General features: G+C 68.5%; 18 protein-coding genes and 1 pseudogene. 13 read left to right on the forward strand and 6 right to left on the reverse strand.

Annotated elements, in window-relative coordinates; all coding sequences use genetic code 11:
- The 3 genes and pseudogenes from IBL25_RS16090 to IBL25_RS16100 form a co-directional block, all read left to right on the forward strand.
- A pseudogene (locus IBL25_RS16090) lies at window positions 1-665 on the forward strand (Na/Pi cotransporter family protein); the annotation flags it as partial.
- Between the two features lie 213 nt (window positions 666-878).
- The gene (locus IBL25_RS16095; RefSeq protein WP_187779560.1) at window positions 879-2756 is read left to right on the forward strand and encodes a ribonucleoside-diphosphate reductase subunit alpha; all 1878 of its coding nucleotides are present in this window, start codon (window positions 879-881) and stop codon (window positions 2754-2756) included.
- Window positions 2757-2856: 100 nt separating this feature from the next.
- Window positions 2857-3717, forward strand: a complete 861-nt coding sequence (locus tag IBL25_RS16100) for an alpha/beta fold hydrolase (RefSeq protein WP_187779561.1) — start codon at window positions 2857-2859, stop codon at window positions 3715-3717.
- 75 nt (window positions 3718-3792) lie between these two features.
- On the opposite strand, the gene IBL25_RS16105 is transcribed toward IBL25_RS16100, so the two are convergent.
- A complete protein-coding gene (locus tag IBL25_RS16105; RefSeq protein WP_187779562.1) occupies window positions 3793-4098 on the reverse strand; it encodes a zinc ribbon domain-containing protein YjdM in 306 nt (101 codons plus the stop codon).
- A gap of 689 nt (window positions 4099-4787) precedes the next feature.
- On the opposite strand from IBL25_RS16105, the gene IBL25_RS16110 reads away from it, so the two are divergent.
- Window positions 4788-5822: a ribonucleotide-diphosphate reductase subunit beta gene (locus tag IBL25_RS16110; RefSeq protein WP_187779563.1), complete on the forward strand. Its 1035-nt coding sequence runs from the start codon at window positions 4788-4790 to the stop codon at window positions 5820-5822.
- A gap of 39 nt (window positions 5823-5861) precedes the next feature.
- On the opposite strand, the gene IBL25_RS16115 is transcribed toward IBL25_RS16110, so the two are convergent.
- A complete protein-coding gene (locus IBL25_RS16115; protein ID WP_187779564.1) occupies window positions 5862-6266 on the reverse strand; it encodes a DUF2934 domain-containing protein in 405 nt (134 codons plus the stop codon).
- Between the two features lie 185 nt (window positions 6267-6451).
- On the reverse strand, window positions 6452-7114 hold the full coding sequence (locus IBL25_RS16120) for a flavin reductase family protein (RefSeq protein WP_238940478.1): 663 nt from the start codon (window positions 7112-7114) through the stop codon (window positions 6452-6454).
- Window positions 7115-7274: 160 nt separating this feature from the next.
- Here IBL25_RS16120 and IBL25_RS16125 point away from each other — a divergent pair, with 160 nt between their 5' ends.
- From IBL25_RS16125 to IBL25_RS16145, 5 genes are all read left to right on the forward strand, one after another.
- Complete coding sequence (locus IBL25_RS16125; RefSeq protein ID WP_187779565.1) at window positions 7275-8477, forward strand: ABC transporter substrate-binding protein; 1203 nt, start codon at window positions 7275-7277, stop codon at window positions 8475-8477.
- Window positions 8478-8480: 3 nt separating this feature from the next.
- Window positions 8481-10325: an ABC transporter permease gene (locus IBL25_RS16130; RefSeq protein ID WP_187779566.1), complete on the forward strand. Its 1845-nt coding sequence runs from the start codon at window positions 8481-8483 to the stop codon at window positions 10323-10325.
- Complete coding sequence (locus tag IBL25_RS16135) at window positions 10322-11080, forward strand: ABC transporter ATP-binding protein (protein ID WP_187779567.1); 759 nt, start codon at window positions 10322-10324, stop codon at window positions 11078-11080. The genes IBL25_RS16130 and IBL25_RS16135 overlap by 4 nt, the downstream gene beginning before the upstream one ends.
- The gene (locus IBL25_RS16140) at window positions 11080-11781 is read left to right on the forward strand and encodes an ABC transporter ATP-binding protein (RefSeq protein ID WP_187779568.1); all 702 of its coding nucleotides are present in this window, start codon (window positions 11080-11082) and stop codon (window positions 11779-11781) included. Before IBL25_RS16135 ends, IBL25_RS16140 begins: the two co-directional genes overlap by 1 nt.
- 215 nt (window positions 11782-11996) lie before the next feature.
- Complete coding sequence (locus IBL25_RS16145) at window positions 11997-12719, forward strand: aspartyl/asparaginyl beta-hydroxylase domain-containing protein (RefSeq protein ID WP_187779569.1); 723 nt, start codon at window positions 11997-11999, stop codon at window positions 12717-12719.
- Between the two features lie 6 nt (window positions 12720-12725).
- Here IBL25_RS16145 and IBL25_RS16150 read toward each other — a convergent pair whose 3' ends face one another.
- The gene (locus tag IBL25_RS16150; protein WP_367615623.1) at window positions 12726-14081 is read right to left on the reverse strand and encodes an LLM class flavin-dependent oxidoreductase; all 1356 of its coding nucleotides are present in this window, start codon (window positions 14079-14081) and stop codon (window positions 12726-12728) included.
- Window positions 14078-14308 carry a hypothetical protein gene (locus IBL25_RS16155; RefSeq protein ID WP_120639123.1) on the reverse strand — a complete coding sequence of 77 codons (231 nt, stop codon included), beginning with the start codon at window positions 14306-14308 and terminating at the stop codon, window positions 14078-14080. Before IBL25_RS16155 ends, IBL25_RS16150 begins: the two co-directional genes overlap by 4 nt.
- Before the next feature lie 60 nt (window positions 14309-14368).
- On the opposite strand from IBL25_RS16155, the gene IBL25_RS16160 reads away from it, so the two are divergent.
- On the forward strand, window positions 14369-14953 hold the full coding sequence (locus IBL25_RS16160) for a helix-turn-helix domain-containing protein (protein WP_187779570.1): 585 nt from the start codon (window positions 14369-14371) through the stop codon (window positions 14951-14953).
- On the opposite strand, the gene IBL25_RS16165 is transcribed toward IBL25_RS16160, so the two are convergent.
- On the reverse strand, window positions 14926-15732 hold the full coding sequence (locus IBL25_RS16165; RefSeq protein ID WP_202986790.1) for a fatty acid desaturase: 807 nt from the start codon (window positions 15730-15732) through the stop codon (window positions 14926-14928). The genes IBL25_RS16160 and IBL25_RS16165 overlap by 28 nt on opposite strands.
- Window positions 15733-15787: 55 nt before the next feature.
- Here IBL25_RS16165 and crtY point away from each other — a divergent pair, with 55 nt between their 5' ends.
- The 3 genes from crtY to IBL25_RS16180 all read left to right on the forward strand — a co-directional run bounded on the left by crtY (window position 15788) and on the right by IBL25_RS16180 (window position 18805).
- A complete protein-coding gene (crtY, locus tag IBL25_RS16170; RefSeq protein ID WP_187779571.1) occupies window positions 15788-16963 on the forward strand; it encodes a lycopene beta-cyclase CrtY in 1176 nt (391 codons plus the stop codon).
- A 55-nt stretch (window positions 16964-17018) separates the two neighbouring features.
- Entirely contained in the window at window positions 17019-17699 is a 681-nt protein-coding gene (locus IBL25_RS16175) for a DUF2585 family protein (RefSeq protein WP_187779572.1), read from the forward strand.
- Window positions 17700-17851: 152 nt separating this feature from the next.
- Complete coding sequence (locus tag IBL25_RS16180; RefSeq protein ID WP_187779573.1) at window positions 17852-18805, forward strand: polyprenyl synthetase family protein; 954 nt, start codon at window positions 17852-17854, stop codon at window positions 18803-18805.
- Window positions 18806-18940: the final 135 nt, after the last annotated feature.

Consider the following 18940-nt stretch of genomic DNA (forward strand, 5'->3'; position numbering starts at 1 on the left):
CCGCCGTCGCCCTGGGCGCCGCGGCGCGGGAGGCGCTGCGCCTGGCCGACATCCTGGAGGAACTGCTGGGCGCGGCGCGGGACACGCTGGGCGCCCGCCGCCCGCCCACCGGCAGCAAGGCATTGGACGAGGCGCTGGGCCGGCTGGCCCAGGCCATCCGCGCCTGGCTGGCGGCGCTGGATACCGAGGCGCTTTCCGACTCCGACCACCGCCGGATGCGGGAGATCGTCACCTTCGTCACGCAGATCGACCAGGCCGGCAGCGTGGCCCGGCGCATCCTGCTGCCGCATGCCGCCGCCCTCTGGAAGGATGGCCAGCCGGTGGGGGAGGCGGGGGTGGATGAGCTGCGGGCGCTGCTGGACCGCCTGACCGGCAATCTCCGCGCCGCCGCCTCCCTCTTCATGACGGAGGACCCCCGCGCCGCCCGGCTGCTGGCGGAGGAGAAGGCCGCCTTCCGGCAGTTGGAGGAAGCGGCGACTCGCACGCATCTGGAGCGGCTGCGCGGCGGCGCGGCGGAGGCGGTGGGGGCCAGCGCCCTGCACCTCGACCTTCTGCGCGATATCAAGCAGATCAACAGCCATCTGGTGGCCGCCGCCGCTTATCCGGTCCTGGAACGGGTGGGTGCGCTGCTGCCCAGCCGGGTGGTGGAAGCGGACCGCGCGTAAATTTTTTCGGGGGTGTGACATGGCCTTCGCAAGGCTGTGGAGAACCCGCAAAAATCGGCCTTTAGCCGGCGTTTCTGAACTGTGGAGGAAAGGACCGGACCCCCAACCACTAGGGTTTTGCATGCATCCCATCCCTAAATCTGGTGTTGATGGGCGCGAGGCCAGGGTGCAAACCTGCGGCCGATCAAAGCCTAGCCACAGGGATTTTCTGCCGTGTTCGATGCCATCCAGCTCGAAGGCCATAGCCAGGTTCGCCTGGACCGTACACGCGATGCGCTGCTGACCGATTTCGGCAAGGCCACCCTGGACGATCGCTATCTGATGCCGGGTGAGTCCTATCAGGATCTTTTCGCCCGTGTCGCCAGCGCCTATGGCGACGACACGGCGCATGCCCAGCGCATCTACGACTATATCAGCAAGCTCTGGTTCATGCCGGCCACCCCGGTGCTGTCCAACGGCGGCACCACGCGCGGCCTGCCCATCTCCTGCTTCCTGAACGAGGCCAATGACAGCCTGGACGGCATCGTCGGCCTCTGGAACGAGAATGTCTGGCTGGCCTCCAAGGGCGGCGGCATCGGCTCCTATTGGGGCAACCTGCGCTCCATCGGCGAGAAGGTCGGCCAGAATGGCAAGACCTCCGGCATCATTCCCTTCATCCGGGTCATGGACAGCCTGACGCTGGCGATCAGCCAGGGCTCGCTGCGCCGTGGTTCCGCCGCCGTCTACCTGCCGGTCTCGCATCCCGAGATCGAGGAATTCGTCGACCTGCGCCGCCCCACCGGCGGCGACCCCAACCGCAAGGCGCTGAACCTGCACCACGGCGTGCTGATCCCCGATGCCTTCATGCGCGCCGTCGAGGCCGATGAGGAATGGGCGCTGACCTCGCCCAAGGATGGCGCCATCGTGCGCAAGATCTCGGCCCGCGCGCTGTGGATCCGCATCCTGATGGCGCGGATCGAGCAGGGCGAGCCGTACATCATCTATTCCGACCACGCCAACAACGCGCGGCCGGAGCACCACAAGCTGGCCGGGCTGGAGATCAAGACCTCCAACCTCTGCGCCGAGATCATGCTGCCCACCGGGCGCGACCAGCATGACCAGGAGCGGACGGCGGTCTGCTGCCTGTCCTCCCTCAACCTCGAGACCTGGTTCGAGTGGAAGGACGACCCCAACTTCATCCCCGATGTGATGCGGTTCCTGGACAACGTGATCCAGAACTTCATCGACACCGCGCCGGACAGCATGGCGCGCGCCAAGTACAGCGCCATGCGGGAGCGTTCCGTCGGCCTCGGCGTGATGGGCTTCCATTCCTTCCTGCAGGCGCAGAACGTGCCCTTCGAGAGCGTGATCGCGAAGGTCTGGAACACCCGGATGTTCAAGCACATCCGCGCCCAGGCCGATATCGCGAGCCGCGTGCTGGCCGAGGAGCGCGGGCCCTGCCCGGATGCCGCCGAATACGGCTTCACCGAGCGTTTCTCGAACAAGATGGCGATCGCGCCCACGGCCTCGATCTCCATCATCTGCGGCGGCGCCTCCCCGGGCATCGAGCCGATCGCGGCCAATGTCTATAACCACAAGACGCTCTCCGGCTCCTTCATCGTGCGCAATCCGTCGCTGAAGAAGGTGCTGGCGCAGCATGGCCGCGACGACGAGGACACCTGGACCTCGATCACCGTCAACAAGGGCAGCGTGCAGCACCTGGACTTCCTGACGGAGCAGGAAAAGGCCGTCTTCAAGACCGCCTTCGAGCTGGACCAGCGCTGGGTGGTGGAACATGCGGCCGACCGCACGCCCTTCATCTGCCAGTCGCAGTCCGTGAACCTCTTCCTGCCGGCGGATGTGCATAAGCGCGACCTGCACCAGATCCACTACCAGGCCTGGAAGAAGGGCGTGAAGTCGCTCTACTACTGCCGCAGCCTCTCCATCCAGCGCGCCGATACCATCAGCGAGAAGGTGGCCGCGCAGCCGAAGCTCGGTATGGCGGAGGCCACCAGCCTGGAGGCGGTGCTGCCGCTGACGGTGCCGGCCCGCGCGCAGGCGGCGGTCAGCGAGAACAACACCAACTACGAGGAATGCCTCGCCTGCCAGTGACGCGGGCGCAGGAATAAGCGGACCCAGGGGCCGGCGGGGGATTCACCCCGGACGGCCCTTGGTTTTATGCTCACGTCCTTGCTGAGAACCGAGGACGTTCATGCGCGCGAAGATCCGCGAGACCGAGATTTACTTCGATGTGGAAGGCATGGGCCTGGTGCCGGATGGCCCGCGGATGCGGGAGCGCCCCGTCGCCTTCGTGCTGCATGGCGGCCCTGGCGGCGACCATAGCGGCTTCAAGCCCGGCTTTTCCCCGCTCGCGGAGCGGATGCAGCTTGTTTATATCGACCACCGCGGCCAGGGGCGCTCCGCCAAAGGAGACCCGGAGCGCTACAACCTCGATGAGAATGTCGAGGATCTGGAAGCCCTGCGGCAGTATCTCGGCCTCGGGCCCATTGTCTCCATCGGCACCAGCTATGGCGGTATGGTCGCCATGGCGCATGCGGCGCGTTATCCGGAGAGCGTCTCGCATCTCGTCTGCGTTGTCACGGCGGCGCATAGCGGCTTCATCCAGCGTGCGCAGCAGATCGTGGCCGAGCGTGGCACGCCAGAGCAGCAGCGGGTCTGCGACATGCTCTGGAATGGCGAGTTGGATACGCTGGAGAAGGTGCAGCACTATTACGACGTGATGGGGCCGCTCTATTCCACCACCTACGACCCCCAGCGCAGCAAGGATGGCCGCGCCCGCACCCTGCATGAGCCCGAGGCGCTGAACCGCGCCTTCCGCCCCGGCGGCTTCCTGCGCAGCTACGACCTGCGCCCGGAACTGCCGAAGATCACCGCCAAGACGCTGGTGCTGGGCGGCGCACATGACTGGATCTGCGCGCCGGAGTTCTCGCGCGAGATCCACGAGCTGATCCCGGGTTCCGACCTGCGGATCTTCGCCAAGAGCAGCCATTCCATCCGCGCCGATGAGCCTGAGGCGATGATGGACGCCATCAAGGGCTTCATCGTTTACTGAGACCAGGGCCGGAAGGCCCGCTGCCGCCTCTCAGGCGGGCGCGAAGCCGGGTTGAGGCCCGGCTTCGGCCGGGGCTCAGCGCTTGCGCACGAATTCCGCCCGCAGGACCAGGCCCTTGATGGTGTCGTGGCGGCAGTCGATCTCCTGGTCGTCATCCGTCAGGCGGATCGACCGGATCACCGTACCCTGCTTCAGGACCTGGTTCGCCCCTTTGACCTTCAGGTCCTTGATGAGGGTCACCGAATCCCCATCCGCCAGGAGGTTCCCGGCCGCGTCGCGGACCTCAGGCCGGGCGGCGGCCTGGGGCACGGCTAACTCGGCAGCCGGGCGCCATTCTCCGGTAGCGTCATCATACACATAGTCATCGCTGTCGTCGGCCATGCCTGCCTCGGTGCCAAAAGCCAAGCCTTCCCCTGAAGGGGAGGCAAGCTGCAAGGGGCAAAACGGCACCCATCGACCATTCGAATGGCTTGGGACTTGCCCAAGGCGCGAGAATTTATCGTGCCTATGATCGGGCTTGGACGGCATTCGCCTTATTCCAGACCTGCTTTGCCGTGAGGATTCGCCCCAAAATTCGCTGCCGGGGTTTTCATGGGTGGCAAGCATCAGCCAGTGTGTGTGCCCGGTCTCCGCTGCCGTTGGTCGGCCGCCACGGAATTGCGACGCCGGCAAAGGGATGGGTCCCGCCTGCGGCGCGACATGTCTCACCTGATGCGGATGCGCGGCCCTATGCCGTGCCGGCCTGCCTTCGGCGCCGTATAAAGGCCGAGCGGAATGGTGGCGTGTGCGGCTTATGCCTGTCATCGGCCGGCCTGCCGCCAGTGGTGGCGCAGTTCCACCCACCAGCCTGCCACCCAATCCGGCACCGGCGCCGGGTGCCGGCAGAAGGGCATCCTGACCTGCCTGTGGACGACTCGGCCAGCCGCTGTTGCCTGCGGGGGCGCATAGATGTAGTGGCTCCCGCTCGCCAAGCCCCTGACATGTTGTGGCTGAAAAGGTTGATCAGGCATCGCGGCCCGGCGCCGCTATGATCCGTCTTTCGCCCCGATGCGCCTCTACCGGAGACTGTGATGTCCGAGACCCAGGACGCCCCCCAGAAGTTCGACCTGATGACGGCCAACCCCGTCTACAAGCCGTTCCGCTACCCCTGGGCCTATGATGCCTGGATGACGCAGCAGCGCGTCCACTGGCTGCCGGAAGAAGTTCCGATGGCCGATGACGTGAAGGACTGGCAGCGCACCCTGACGGATGGCGAGCGCAACCTCGTCACCCAGATCTTCCGCTTCTTCACGCAGGCGGATGTCGAGGTGAACGGCGCCTACATGAAGCACTACAGCCAGGTCTTCAAGCCGACCGAAGTGCTGATGATGCTCTCGGCCTTCTCCAACATCGAGACCATCCATATTGCGGCCTATTCGCACCTGCTCGACACCATCGGCATGCCGGAGGTGGAGTACCAGGCCTTCCTGAAGTATCAGGAAATGAAGGACAAGTACGACTACATGCAGTCCTTCAACGTGAACAACAAGAAGGAGATCGCCAAGACCCTGGCGGCCTTCGGCGCGTTCACGGAAGGCCTGCAGCTCTTCGCCTCCTTCGCAATCCTGCTGAACTTCCCGCGCTTCAACAAGATGAAGGGCATGGGGCAGATCGTGACCTGGAGCGTGCGTGACGAGACGTTGCACTGCCTCTCGGTTATCCGCCTCTTCCGCACCTTCATCCAGGAGAATCCGGAGATCTGGACGGAGGAGTTCCGCCAGGAACTCTACGACATCTGCTCCACCATCGTGCACCACGAGGACGCCTTCATCGACCTCGCCTTCGAGATGGGCAGCGTGCAGGGCCTGACGGCGGATGAGGTGAAGGAATACATCCGCTTCATCGCCGACCGCCGGCTGCAGCAGCTCGGCCTCGACCCGCTCTACAACACCGACAAGAACCCGCTGCCCTGGCTGGACGAGATCCTGAACGCCGTGGAGCACATGAACTTCTTCGAAGGCCGCGCCACGGAATATTCCAAGGCCAGCACCTCCGGCACCTGGGAGGAAGCCTTCGCGGACGGCGTGTTCAACGACAAGCAGCCGGAAGGCACGCTGCTGCCGTAACAGCCCTGGCGCCGGGGGCTTCCACCCCCGGCCACAGGTTCAGGCGCCGGGCTTCCTGCGAGGCGCGCGGGCCTTGGCGGTGGCGGCCGGCGCCGGGGCCGCCGGGGCTTCGGCCTTCTTCTTCGGTGCGGCGCGCGGCTTCTTCGCCGGCGCTTCCGGCCGTTCCTCCAGTGTCGCGGACTGGGCGGGGAAGGGCTCGTCCTCCGGCGCCGCCGGCAGGGCACGCACGCCGGTATCGGGGGCGGTGATGCTGGGCGGATCGCTGGCGGGGAAGGTGTCCTTCAGCTGGTCGTCCAGGCTGCCGGACATGCCGGTGCCCTCGATCTCCTGGCGCGCGCGGTGCCAGTGGTCCTCATGCACGCCTTCCTGCCGGCCCTCGGCTTCCCAGAGGGCATAGGCACGTTCCCGGATGCGTTGCTCTCGTGCCTCTCGGTCATCGCTCATCAGTTCATTCTCCACGGACTGGCCTGCGGGAAACTCGCCACGGGGCAGGACGTATCACCGGCCCGCCCGGTTTTTTTCGCGCGGCCTGCAACCCTGCGGCCATGCCGGCACCGGCGCGCAGGCTGCCATGGCGGGCGCCGCAAAGCAGCCCCCCTGGCGGGCACAGAAGCGCGATGTGGCGCGGCTTATTTCGCCGTGGTTACCGTGGGGCGGAACATCTCGAACATCTCGCCGATAGCGGAATAATAGCCGCGATAGCCGCAGCGGCTGATCGGCTGCGCCGCCAGGGTGTCGAAGATGCCGTCCTTCAGATAGGCCGGGTCGATATGCACGCCGATCACCTGGCCCAGCACCAGATAGCTGTTCAGCACCTTGCCCTCGGCATCGTTGAGGCGGGTGACCTGCAGCACCTTGCATTCCAGCGCGGCGGGCGTCGCCGCCACGCGGGGCGGGGCCACCAGGGTGCTGGGGGCGGCCCGCAGCCCGGCGAAGGCCATCTCGTCCTCCCCGTAGTGGAGGGGCGCGCTGGTCTGGTTCATCGCCTCGGCCAGCGGGCGGGTGGCGAGGTTGTAGACGAATTCCCCCGTCGCCTCGACATTGCGGATGCTGTCCTTGTAGCCCTCGCTGGCGAAGCCGACGATGGGCGGGTTGCCGTTGAAGGCGCCGAAGAAGCTGTAGGGCGCCAGGTTGACCCGGCCTTCGGTATCCACCGTGCTGATCCAGCCGATGGGGCGTGGCGCCACAATGGCCTTGAAGGGGTCGTGCGGCAGGCCATGGCCCTGCCGGGGGTCGTAGAAATAGGTGCTCATCGGTGGTCGCCCGTCCCCATTGGTGGTTTCCCGTTTCATGGCCTGCCTTCCGGCGCCGAGTCCAGGCAAAGCCCGGAGGGGCCTGCCGCGCCGGCATGGCGCTGTGGCATAATGGCCCGCGATGTCTCCCCGGCCCTGGCCGGAACCCTGTCCGCGCCGGCAATGCCGGTGGCCTGACCTCTGTTCGGAGTGGCTTCCTATGCGAGTGACACGGCGCCTGCTTCTCGGTGCTTCCGGTGCCTTGGCGATGCCGGGCCTGCTGCGGGCGCAGGGCACGGGCCCGATCCGCATCGGCGAGATCAACAGCTACACCACCATGCCGGCCTTCACGCTGCCCTACCGCAATGCCATGCAACTGGCGGTGGAGACCCTCAATGCCCAGGGCGGCGTGCTCGGCCGGCAGCTGGAGCTGGTCACGCGCGACGATGCCGGCAAGCCGCAGGATGCCGTGCGCCTGGCCGGGGAACTGGTGAACGACCAGAAGGTGGATGTGCTGGCCGGCGCCTATTTCTCCAATGTCGGCCTGGCGCTGAGCGAGTATGCCGCGCAGAACCGCCGCCTTTATGTCGGGGGCGAGCCCCTGACGGACGCCATGGTCTGGGAACGCGGCAACCGCTACACCTTCCGCCTGCGCCCCAGCACCTATATGCAGGCCGCCATCCTGGCCGAGGAAGCCGCGAAGCTGCCGGCCAAGCGCTGGGTCACCGTTTCTCCCAACTACGAGTTCGGCCAGTCCGGCGTGAAGTGGTTCAAGCAGTTGCTGAGCGCCCGGCGGCCGGATGTGCAGTTCGTGGGCGAGCAATGGCCCGCCCTGGGCCGCGTCGATGCCGGCGCCACCGTGCAGGCGCTGGAGCAGATGAAGCCGGATGCCATCTTCAACGTGCTCTTCGGCCCGGACCTGACCAATTTCGTGCGCCAGGGCAATACGCGCGGGCTCTTCGAGGGCCGCGCCGTGGTCTCCCTGCTGACTGGCGAGCCGGAATACCTCGACCCGTTGGGCGACGAGGCGCCGGAAGGTTGGATCGTCACCGGCTATCCCGGCGAGCAGATCGACACGCCCGCGCACAAGGCTTTCGTCAGTGCCTATCGCGGCAGGTTCAACGCCAAGCCGATGTGCGGCTCCCTGGTCGGCTATGCGCTGATCCAGTCCATCGCCGCCGGCATCGCCCGTGCGGAATCCACCAGCATGGAGCGGATGGTGGAAGGCTTCCGGGGCGCCAGCTTCGAGAGCCCCGTCGGCCCCGTCACCTATCGCGAGATCGACCAGCAGGGCACGCTCGGCGTCTTTGTCGGCAGGACGGCGCTGAAGAACGATGCCGGCGTCATGGCCGACTGGCGCTACATCGATGGCCGCGACCTGCTGCCGGGCGACGACTTCGTGCGCAAGCTGCGCCCTGCCTGAGCGATGCTGGATCTCGTCATCCCGCAACTGCTGACGGGGCTCGCGGGGGCCTCGTCGCTGTTCCTGGTCGCCTCGGGGCTGACCATCATCTTCGGCGTCACGCGGATCGTGAGCTTCTCGCATGGCAGCCTGACGATGCTGGGCGCCTATCTCGGCTGGAGCATCCTGACGCGGCTGCCGCGGGAGCCGGAATGGTTCATCCTCGGCATCCTCGCCACGGCGCTCTGCACCGCGCTGATCGGCGTGGTGCTGGAACTGGTGGTGCTGCGCCGCGTCTATCGCGCGCCGGAACTCTTCCAGTTGCTGGCGACCTTTGGCGTGGTGCTGATCCTGCAGGATGTGACGCTGTGGCTCTGGGGGCCGGTGGAACTGCCGCTGCCGCGCCCGCGATGGCTGCGCGGCTTTGTTGAGATCCTTGGCAACCGCTTTCCCCTTTACGACCTCGTGCTGATCGCCATCGGCCCCGTGGTGCTCGGCCTGCTCTGGCTGCTGATGAACCGCACGCGCTGGGGCACGCTGGTGCGCGCGGCGACGCTGGACCGCGACATGGTGGCGGCGCTCGGCGTCGATCAGCGCCTGCTCTTTACCAGTGTCTTCGCGCTGGGCGCCGGGCTGGCGGGGCTGGGCGGGGCGCTCTCCCTGCCCAATGCTTCCGCCAATCTGCAGATCGACCTTTCCGTCATTGTCGATGCCTTCGTGGTGGTGGTGGTCGGCGGGCTGGGCAGCCTTGCGGGTGCCTTTGTCGCCTCGCTGCTGATCGGCATTCTCCAGGCTTTCGGCATCGTGCTGCTGCCGCAATCGACGCTGGTGCTGGTTTTCCTGGTCATGGCGGTGGTGCTGGTCTTCCGCCCCAACGGCCTGCTCGGCCGCCCACAATCGGAGGCGCGGGAGATGCTGGCCGCCGCCCCGGTCATCCGCGCCGCGCCGCCCGCGCTGCGCTACCTCGGCCTCGCCACGCTGCTGCTGGCCGCCTCGGCGCCTTTCTGGGTGGGCGACTACTACCTCACGGTGCTGACGGATGGCGCGGTGGCGCTGCTCTTCGCCGTCAGCCTGCATGTCATGATGGGCCCTGGCGGCATGGCCAGCTTTGGCCACGCGGCCTGGTTCGGCATCGGCGCCTATGCGGCCGGGCTGCTGGCGCAATGGCTGGGCACGCCCATGCCGCTGGGGCTGCTGGCGGCGCCCATCGCCGCCGGCATCGTCGCAGCACTCTTCGGCTGGTTCGTGGTGCGGCTTTCCGGCGTTTATCTCTCCATGCTGACGCTGGCCTTCGCGCAGATCGTCTGGGCCATCAGCTTCCAATGGGTGGGTGTCACGGGCGGCGACAACGGCTTGCTCGGCCTCTGGCCGGAAGCCTGGGCGCGTGGCGCCGCCACCTATTACTGGATCACCCTGGCGCTTTCCGTGGCCGTGGCGCTGCTGCTGCGGCGGGTGCTCTACGCCCCCTATGGCTATGCCCTGCGCGCGGCACGGGATTCGGCGGTGCGGGCGGAAGCCATCGGCCTCCATGTGCAAAGGCTGCGGATGGTGGCGCTGGTCATCGCCGGGGCGGCAGCGGGGCTGTCCGGCGCGCTGTTCTCCTATGCCAAGGGCGGCGTCTTCCCGACCTATATCTCCATTCCGCATTCGGTGGAGGCGCTGCTGATGGTGCTGCTCGGCGGGTTGCAGACGATGGCGGGGCCCATCGTCGGCGCGCTGGTCTATACCGGCCTGGCCGATATCCTGGTCCGCTCCACCGATCTCTGGCGGCTGGTGCTGGGCGCGGTCATCCTGCTGCTGGTGATGGCCTTCCCCGAGGGCATTGCCGGTGCCACGCGCCGTCTCTGGCTGCGGGGGCGGGAGGCATGAGCCTGCTGGCGGTGCGCGGCCTGCGCAAGGCCTTCGGCGGCGTGCAGGCGGTGGATGACGTGTCCTTCGACCTCGCCGCCGGAGAGATGCTGGCGCTGATCGGCCCCAATGGCGCCGGCAAATCCACCTGCTTCAACATGGTCGGCGGGCAATTGCCGCCGGATGCCGGCAGCGTGCGGCTGGAGGGGCGGGAGATCGCCGGCCTCAACCCCCGCGCCATCGCTGCCCATGGCATCGGCCGCACCTTCCAGATCACCGCCACCTTCGGCTCCATGACGGTGCGGGAGAATGTGCAGATGGCCCTGATCGCGCATCACGGCGAGGTCTGGCGCTTCTGGCGCCCCGCCGCCGCGCGCTTCGCCGCGGAGGCCGATGCGCTGCTGGCCCAGGTGGGGCTGGCGGAGCAGGCGGAGCGCGCTACCGGCGTGCTGGCCTATGGCGACCTGAAGCGGCTGGAACTGGCCGTGGCGCTGGGCAATGCCCCCCGCCTGCTGCTGATGGACGAGCCCACCGCCGGCATGGCCCCGGCCGAGCGCGTGGCGCTGATGCAGCTCACCCGCCGCATCGCCACCGGGCGCGGCGTCGCCGTGCTCTTCACCGAGCATGACATGGACGTGGTTTTCGATGTCTCCGACCGCATCCTGGTGCTGAACCGCGGTGCGCTGATGGCGGCGGGCGATGCCGCCGCCATCCGCGCCGACCCGGCGGTGCGGGAGGTTTATCTCGGCACCGGCGCCGCCGGCGGGGGGGATTGATGCTGGAGATCGCGGGGCTCAACACGCATTACGGACGGGCGCATATCCTGCAGGGCCTATCGCTCTCTGTCGGCAAGGGAGAGGTGATGGTGCTGCTGGGCCGCAACGGCGCCGGCAAGAGCACCACGATGAAATCCGTCATCGGCCTGCTGCGCCCGAGTTCCGGCAGCATCCGCTTCGATGGTGCCGAGATCGCCGGGCAGGAGCCGCACCGCATCGCCCGCCTCGGCCTGGGTTATGTGCCGGAGGAGCGGCGCATCTTCGCCGACCTGACGGTGATGGAGAACCTGGAGGTCGGCCGCCAAAAGCCGCGCGCGGGCCTGCGCCCCTGGACGGAGGCGCGACTGTTCGAGCTGTTCCCCAACCTCGGCCGGATGCGCGACCGCCCCGGCGGGCGCATGAGCGGCGGGGAGCAGCAGATGCTCACCATCGCCCGCACCCTGATGGGCAACCCGCGCCTGGTGCTGCTGGACGAGCCCAGCGAGGGCCTCGCGCCTGTCATCGTGGAGCAGATGGCCCAGGCCATCCAGGCCCTGAAGCAGGAAGGGCTGACCGTGCTGCTGGCCGAGCAGAACCTGCATTTCGCCAGCGGCGTCGCCGACTGTGCCACGGTGGTGGAGAAGGGGCGGGTGGTCTGGTCCGGCAGCATGGCGGAACTGCGGGCCAATGAGGCGGTGCGCGGGCAGTATCTGGCGCTCTGAGCCGCGCGGACGGCGGAAGATGACGCCGAAATGAATTCCTCCTCAGCCCGGCTGCGAGGCAGCCCTCTGGGCCTTTCTCCCTGCTGCAGGGCGGAGAAAGCGCCTGCCGTCAAAGCCCTTGCGCCACGCCAGCCAGGGCTGCGCGGCGGCGTTGACTCACCCCAGGCAGCGGCGCAACTCTCGTCGGACTGCGCTCGCTTGGGGGAGACACTGTCATGGATATCGGGGTACCGCTGAAGGATCTGGGGGCCATCGACGTCTCGGGCCTCCTGAAGATGATCGAGACGCTGACCGAGGATGATTGGACCGGCAATACCTTCCGCCAGGATGCCGTGGCCTCCAACGCCCATTCGGCCACCGACAACATCATGATCAAGACCGAATGGCATCCCACGGCCTCCACCAGCGGGTTGCAGCATTTCGAGGACCTGATCTGCGTCTGGGCCCGTGCCAAGGGGCATGACCCGCAGCCCTTCCTGCCCATCGCGCGGGAAGATACGGATGTCTGGCCGGTCTATACCATGCCGGAATGGAACCGCTTCAAGGACGTGCTGGGCCCGGTGGTGGAGCAGGCCCTGGCGCCCCTCAGGACCCCGCGCGGCGTGGTGACGCGGCTGGCGCTGGTGCGGCTGAAGGCGGGGGCGCAGATCGCCCCACATATCGACGCCCATGCCATGGCCGCCAAGGCGCACCGCATCCATGTCTCGCTGAGCGGCACGCCGGCGGTGGAATACAAGATCGACGGCCGCAAGTTCGTCATGGACATGGGCCATGTCTATGACTTCAACAATCGCGTCCGGCATTCCGTGCGGAACAAGGGCAAGCGGGACCGGATCAACCTCTTCGTGGATTACTATCCGAATCCCGGCCTGGTCTTCCGCAACCCCATGGATGTCTCGGTGCCGCTCTATGCGCCACCGACACCCCGGATCAACTGACCCGCCTTACGTGAAGCGCCGCGCCGCCGCCGGATGCGGCGCTTCCAGCAGCGGCCCGGCGCCAAAGAGCTTTTCGCGGAAGGTGCCGAGCGCATAGGCGCGCTTATAGGCGCCGCGTTCCTGCAGGGCGGGCACCAGCAGGTCCACCACATCCTCCAGGCATTCCGGCACCACGGTGCGGGAAAGGTTGAAGCCGTCCACATCGGCCTCTTCCACCCAGCCGATCAGTGCCTCCGCCACCTGTTCCACCGAGCCGACGATCGGCGGCTGCCGGCTGCCCAGAATAAAACGGTCGATCAGTCCGCGCTTGGTGAAGACCGGGCCGGCGGCCTTCTTCATCGCCTCGACATTGGATTGGATGGCCTGGGTGGGGCCGGTCTCGATGGGCTCGTCCATGCCGTAGCGGGCGAAGTCGATGCCGAGCGAGGCCGAGGCATGCGCCAGCGCGCCCTCCACGCTGGCATGGCGGCGGTAGTCTTCCAGCTTGTCCCGCGCCTCGGCCTCGGTGCGGCCGATCACCAGGGTGGCGCCCACCAGCACCTTCAGCGGGCGCGGGTTGGCCCGGGCGCGCAGGTCCGCCACCAGCGAGGCCACCGCCGGCTTGGCGCCGCCATTGACGAAGACGCATTCGGCATGCCGCGCCGCGAATTGCCGGCCACGGTCCGAGGCCCCCGCCTGGAACAGCAGCGGCGTGCGTTGGGGGGAGGGCTCGGCCAGATGGATGGCATCCAGCCGGTATTGCGCGCCCTGGTGATGCACCGGCCGCACCCGCGCCGGGTCGGCATAGGCGCCCATGGCCTCGCCGCGCGCCCGCGCATCCCCGGCCCAACTGCCTTCCCAGAGCGCGTAGACGAGGTCCATGTATTCATCGGCCAGGTCATAGCGGTCGTCATGCGCCATCTGGCGCTGCAGGCCCATGGCCCGTGCCGCGCTGTCCAGATAGCCGGTGACGATGTTCCAGCCGGCGCGGCCGCCAGTCAGGTGGTCCAGCGTCGAGACACGGCGGGCAAAGAGGTAGGGCGCCTCATAGGCCAGGTTGCAGGTGATGCCGAAGCCGAGATGCTGCGTCGCCGCCGCCATGGCGGGCACCAGCAGCATCGGGTCCAGCAGCGGCACCTGCACCGCCTCCCGCAGCGCGGCATCGGGGCTGCCGCCATAGACGTCGTAGATGCCCAGCACATCGGCCAGGAAGAGCCCGTCGAAGAGCCCGCGTTCCAGCGTGCGGGCCATGCCGGTCCAGTAGTCCAGCCTGGTGTAGTCGGTGGCGCGGTCGCGCGGATGGCGCCAGAGGCCCTGCTGGATATGCCCCACGCAGGCCATGTCGAAGGCGTTGAGGACGATCTCGCGGCGGGGCTGCGTCACAGGTAGCGGCCCCGTTCCATGATCTCCAGCGTATAGTCCTTGTAGCTCATGCCCAGTTCCTCGGCCCGGGCCAGGCGGCGCAGGGCGATCTCGCGTGGTGGGGTCTTCCAGGCCTTCTTGTGTGCCCGCCGCCAGACGAAGCGGCCCCAGGTGGTGGCGTGCTCCGGTTCTTCCTCCAGCGGCGGGCCGCCGTTATGGCCGGCCTTGGGCGGCGGTTGGTCCAGCATGGGCGAGACTCCTGCGCGGCGGGATGATAGAAGGTGAATCCTGAACACTATGTTGGATGAATGAGCACTATACAAGACGCCGATGCGCATGATCTGACGGCCCCCCTGGCCGCGCGCCTGCGGGCGGAGCGGGAGGAACGCGGCTGGTCCATCGCCGAGCTGGCGGAACGCTCCGGCGTCTCCCGCGCCATGATCAGCAAGGTGGAGCGTGCCGAGGCCAGCCCGACGGCGGCGCTGCTGGGGCGGCTGGTGGGGGCGCTGGGCATGACGCTCTCCACCCTGCTGGCGCGGGCGGAAGGCGATGCCGGCGGTGGCGGCCGCGTCGCCCGCGCCGGGGAGCAGCCGGTGTGGCGGGACCCGGAGACCGGCTATCTGCGCCGCGCCGTCACGCCGCCGGGGGCGCAGCCGGAACTGGTGCGGGTGGAACTACCGCCTGGGGCGCGCGTCGCCTATCCGGCGCATACCTATGTGGAATGGGGCCACGCCATCTGGGTGCTGGAAGGCGAATTGCTCTTCCATGAGGCCAATGCCCGGCACCGGCTGGGCGCCGGGGACTGCCTGGCACTGGGGCCGCCAGTGGATTGCGTCTTCGAGAATGCCTCCGAGGCACCCTGCACCTATCTGGTGGCGCTGGCCCGGCGCTGAGGCGTGGCTTCCAGGTCCGGCAGCCGCCACCAGGGCAGGTAGGGGTAGAGGTGGTGCTCGTGGTGCCGCCCGAAATGGAAGCAGGTCAGCAGCGAGAGCAGCGGCCCGAAGCCGTTGGAGCGGGCATTGTGCTGGTCCTCGAAACCCGGCTCGCCATGCCGGTGCGGCAGCCAGGTGCCGAAGACGAAGAGTTGCAGCGCCGAAAGCAGCGCCGGCAGCGCCCAGAAGACCAGCATATTGGTCATCGAGGCCCCCAGCACACCGATGGCCACCACGAGCCAGACCGTCAGCACGCCAAACTCGAACAACCCGAAATAGGTGCGGAAGAAGCGCAGGAACCAGGGCACCAGCCGCCGGGGCGCCTCGGGGTGGAAGTCCGGGTCATCGGCGGTGCCGGAGGCGGCGTGGTGCCGGTGGTGGTTGGCCGCCAGCCTTTTGTAGCGGAAGCCCGCATAAAGCCCGACGCAGAGTTGCCCCACCGCATGGTTCAGCCGGGGACGGCCCGGCGCCAGGGAGCCATGGATCGCGTCATGGGCGATGATGAAGAGCCCCACGGACAGCCAGGTCTGCACCGCCACCACCAGCGGCGCCACCACCCAGCCCCAGCCCTGCCAGCGGTGGAAATAGACGCCATAGATATGCAGCCCCAGCCAGGCGGCCCCGATCAGCGCCGCCAGGGAAAGGCCAATGGCGGCCTGCCCGGAAATCACGGGCTGGAAGCGGGGAGGAGCCAGGGCTTTCTCGGCCCCGGCGATGCTGTCACGCGGCATGAGGGGCATATGGGGCGGCCCTGGCGGATTGCAGGGGCGGCGGCGCCGTGCCAAGCCATGCGGCATGTCCCAGACCGCGCCGGCTTCCCAAGGCTATGACCTGCTGCTGGCCGGCGGCGGGCTGGCCAATGGGCTGATCGCGCTGCGGATGCGGCAGCGGCGGCCGGAGCTTCGCCTGGTGCTGGTGGAAGCCGGCCCCCGCCTGGGCGGCGACCATACCTGGTCCTTCTTCGAGACCGACCTGACGGCGGCGCAGCGGGACTGGGTGGCGCCGCTGGTGGCGCACCGTTGGGATGGCTACGAGGTGCGCTTCCCGGCGCGGCAGCGGCAGCTTTCCAGCGGCTATGCCAGCGTCACCAGCGCCCGCTTCCATGACAAGCTGATGCAGGCGCTGGGCGATGCGGTGCGGCTCGAGGCGCCCGTCGCGCATCTGGCCGCCGATGGCGCCACCCTGGCCGATGGCGCGGTGCTGCCGGCGGCGGCGGTGATCGACGGCCGTGGCCCCGATGCGGCGGCCGAACTGGCGCTGGGCTACCAGAAGTTCCTGGGGCAGGAGGTGCGGCTGGCGGTGCCGCATGGCCTGCGCCGCCCCATCGTCATGGATGCCACGGTGGAGCAACTGGACGGCTACCGCTTCCTCTATGTGCTGCCCTTGGACGACCGCCGGCTGCTGATCGAGGATACCCGCTACGCCGACGGTCCGGCGCTGGACAAGCCGGCCCTGCGGCAAGCTATCGCAGCCTATGCGGCACAGCAGAACTGGCGCATCCGCACCGTGCTGCGGGAGGAGGAGGGGGTGCTGCCGGTGGCGCTGGATGGCGATATCGAGGCCTTCTGGCAGGCCCGGGCCGCCACGCCCCAGGCCGGGCTGCGGGCCGCGCTCTTCCACCCCACCACCGGCTATTCGCTGCCGGATGCCGTGCGCCTGGCCGATGCTATCGCGGAGGCGCCGGCGCTGGATGCGGCTTCCCTCAACGCCCTGGTGCATCAGCATTCGGTGGCGCTGTGGCGGCGGCGGGCCTTCTTTCGCCGGCTCAACCGCATGCTCTTTCGTGCCGCCAGGCCTGGTCAGCGCTACCGGGTGCTGGAGCGTTTCTACGGCCTGCCGCAGCCGCTGATCGAGCGCTTCTACGCCGCCCAGCCCAGCCTGATGGACAAGTTCCGCATCCTGTCCGGCCGCCCGCCGGTGCCGGTCCTGGCCGCGCTGCCCTGCCTGCCGGAGCGTGGGAAGCCCGGCTGAAGGCAACCCGGCCGCCCGCCAGCGGTTGAGAAGGGTTCACAGCAAGACGCCCTTCGTGCATCGAACCGCAGAAGCCGCGCCCCAGATCCTGTCCCGCGAGCCACCTCCTAGGTCATCGGCCGGGGTGGTCGCCGCCATGCTCGCCCGCTGGCGGGGCCGGCGGCGCCCGGCCCCGCCGCCTTGCCCCTGGCCCGTCTACTGGGCCGCCGGACTGCTGCTGCTGCTGCTGACCGGCGGCATCCTGCTGGCGCTGGGGAGGCCGCTGCTGCCGCAAGCCACGCCGCGCTTCTGGGACGGCAGCCTGGGCAGCGAGACCAACTCGCAGCACTTCCTGGATTGGTATTCGCTGCTGCACCTCGTCTATGGCCTGATCTGGGCCGGCATCCTCTGGCTGACCTCCCGCCATTGGCCTTTTGGCTGGCTGCTGGTGGTGGCGCTGGTGGCGGCAGCGGGGTGGGAGGTGGCGGAAAACACACCTTTCATGATCGCCCGCTATGGCACCTCCGGCGCCGACCCCAGCTATGGGGGCGATACCCTGCTGAATGCCACGGGCGACATGCTCTGCGTGGTGGCGGGCTGCTGGCTGGGCTTCCGCCTGGGCTGGAAGGGCGCGCTGGCGCTGGGCCTGGCCATCGAGGTGGCGCTGGCCTTCATCATCCATGACAGCCTCGCGATCGGCGCCATCATGCTGCTGCACCCGCTGGAGGCCGTGCGGGCCTGGAGAATGGCGGCGTGAAGTCGGACCCTTACCAATTCGTAAAACGCCGCCAAGTAGTCAGAGGCAGCCCTCCACCGCCCTGACTTTCGGGGAGGGTTCCGATCGGCTTCGACAGGTGCCACCGCCGAAGGTACCGCAGCGAACAGGACCCTCAGCATGCGGGACGCCGCTTGAGCATCGCCTCCACCCTCCACCCGCCATCGCCGGCGGTTGTCGATTTTGCGTCCCTGCGGAGCATGATCGCGGCGCGGCTGCAGGTGCTGCTGCCCGGCCCCGACGAATCGCCCCAGCGCCTGCACGGCGCCATGCGCCATGCGCTGGTGGGGCCCGGCAAGCGGCTGCGGCCCCTGCTGACCCTGCTGGCCGCCCGCCGCTTCGGCGGGGATGAGGCGGCGGCGCTGGAGGCCGGCTGCGCCGTGGAAATGGTCCACACCGCCTCTCTGGTGCTGGACGACCTGCCCTGCATGGACGATGCCGAGCTGCGGCGCGGCAAGCCGGCGACGCATCGCGCCTTTGGCGAGGACACCGCCATCCTGGCCGCCATCGCCCTGCTCAACCAGGCCTATGGCGTGATGGCCGCGCTGCCAGGCGTATCGGATACGGTGCGGCTGCGGCTGGTGACGCTGATGGTGCAGGCGGTGGGCCCGCAGGGGCTGGTCGGCGGGCAGGAGCGGGACCTGCATGACCGCCACGGCCCCGCCGCCACCAGCGATGTGGACCTGCTGAACCACCAGAAGACCGGCGTGCTCTTTGTCGCGGCGCTGGAGGCCGGCGCGGTGCTCGGCCATGCGCCGGAAGAAGGCGTGGCGGCCATGCGCCGCTTCGGCCGCCACTTGGGGCTGGCCTTCCAGACGCTGGACGACCTGCTGGATGCCACGGCCACGGCGCAGATGGCCGGCAAGGATGTGCGGCAGGATGGCGGCAAGGCCACCCTGGTCTCGCTCTGCGGCCTGGAGGCGGCGCGGCGGCGGGTGGAGGAGCATCTGGGCCAGGCGCGCCGGGAAGTCGCCTGGCCCGGCGGCCCCGCCTGCGTGCTGGAAACCCTGCTGGACGAGATGACCGCTATCCTGCCCTTTCCTCCCGGTTCAGCCGCCCTGCCGCGCGATGGCCAGCACGCGGGCTGAGGCGGCGGCGCCCCCGTCCATCTCCGCCGCGATGGCCTGGCCAAGCCGCAGGGCGGCATCGCGGTAATGCGGCTGTTCCAGCAAGGGCCGCAGCGCGCGGCGGATGCGCCAGGCCGGCGCGCGGCCGCCACGCAC

Origin of the sequence: Pseudoroseomonas ludipueritiae, assembly GCF_014490445.1 — a bacterium.
In the GTDB taxonomy this organism is placed as follows: domain Bacteria; phylum Pseudomonadota; class Alphaproteobacteria; order Acetobacterales; family Acetobacteraceae; genus Pseudoroseomonas; species Pseudoroseomonas ludipueritiae.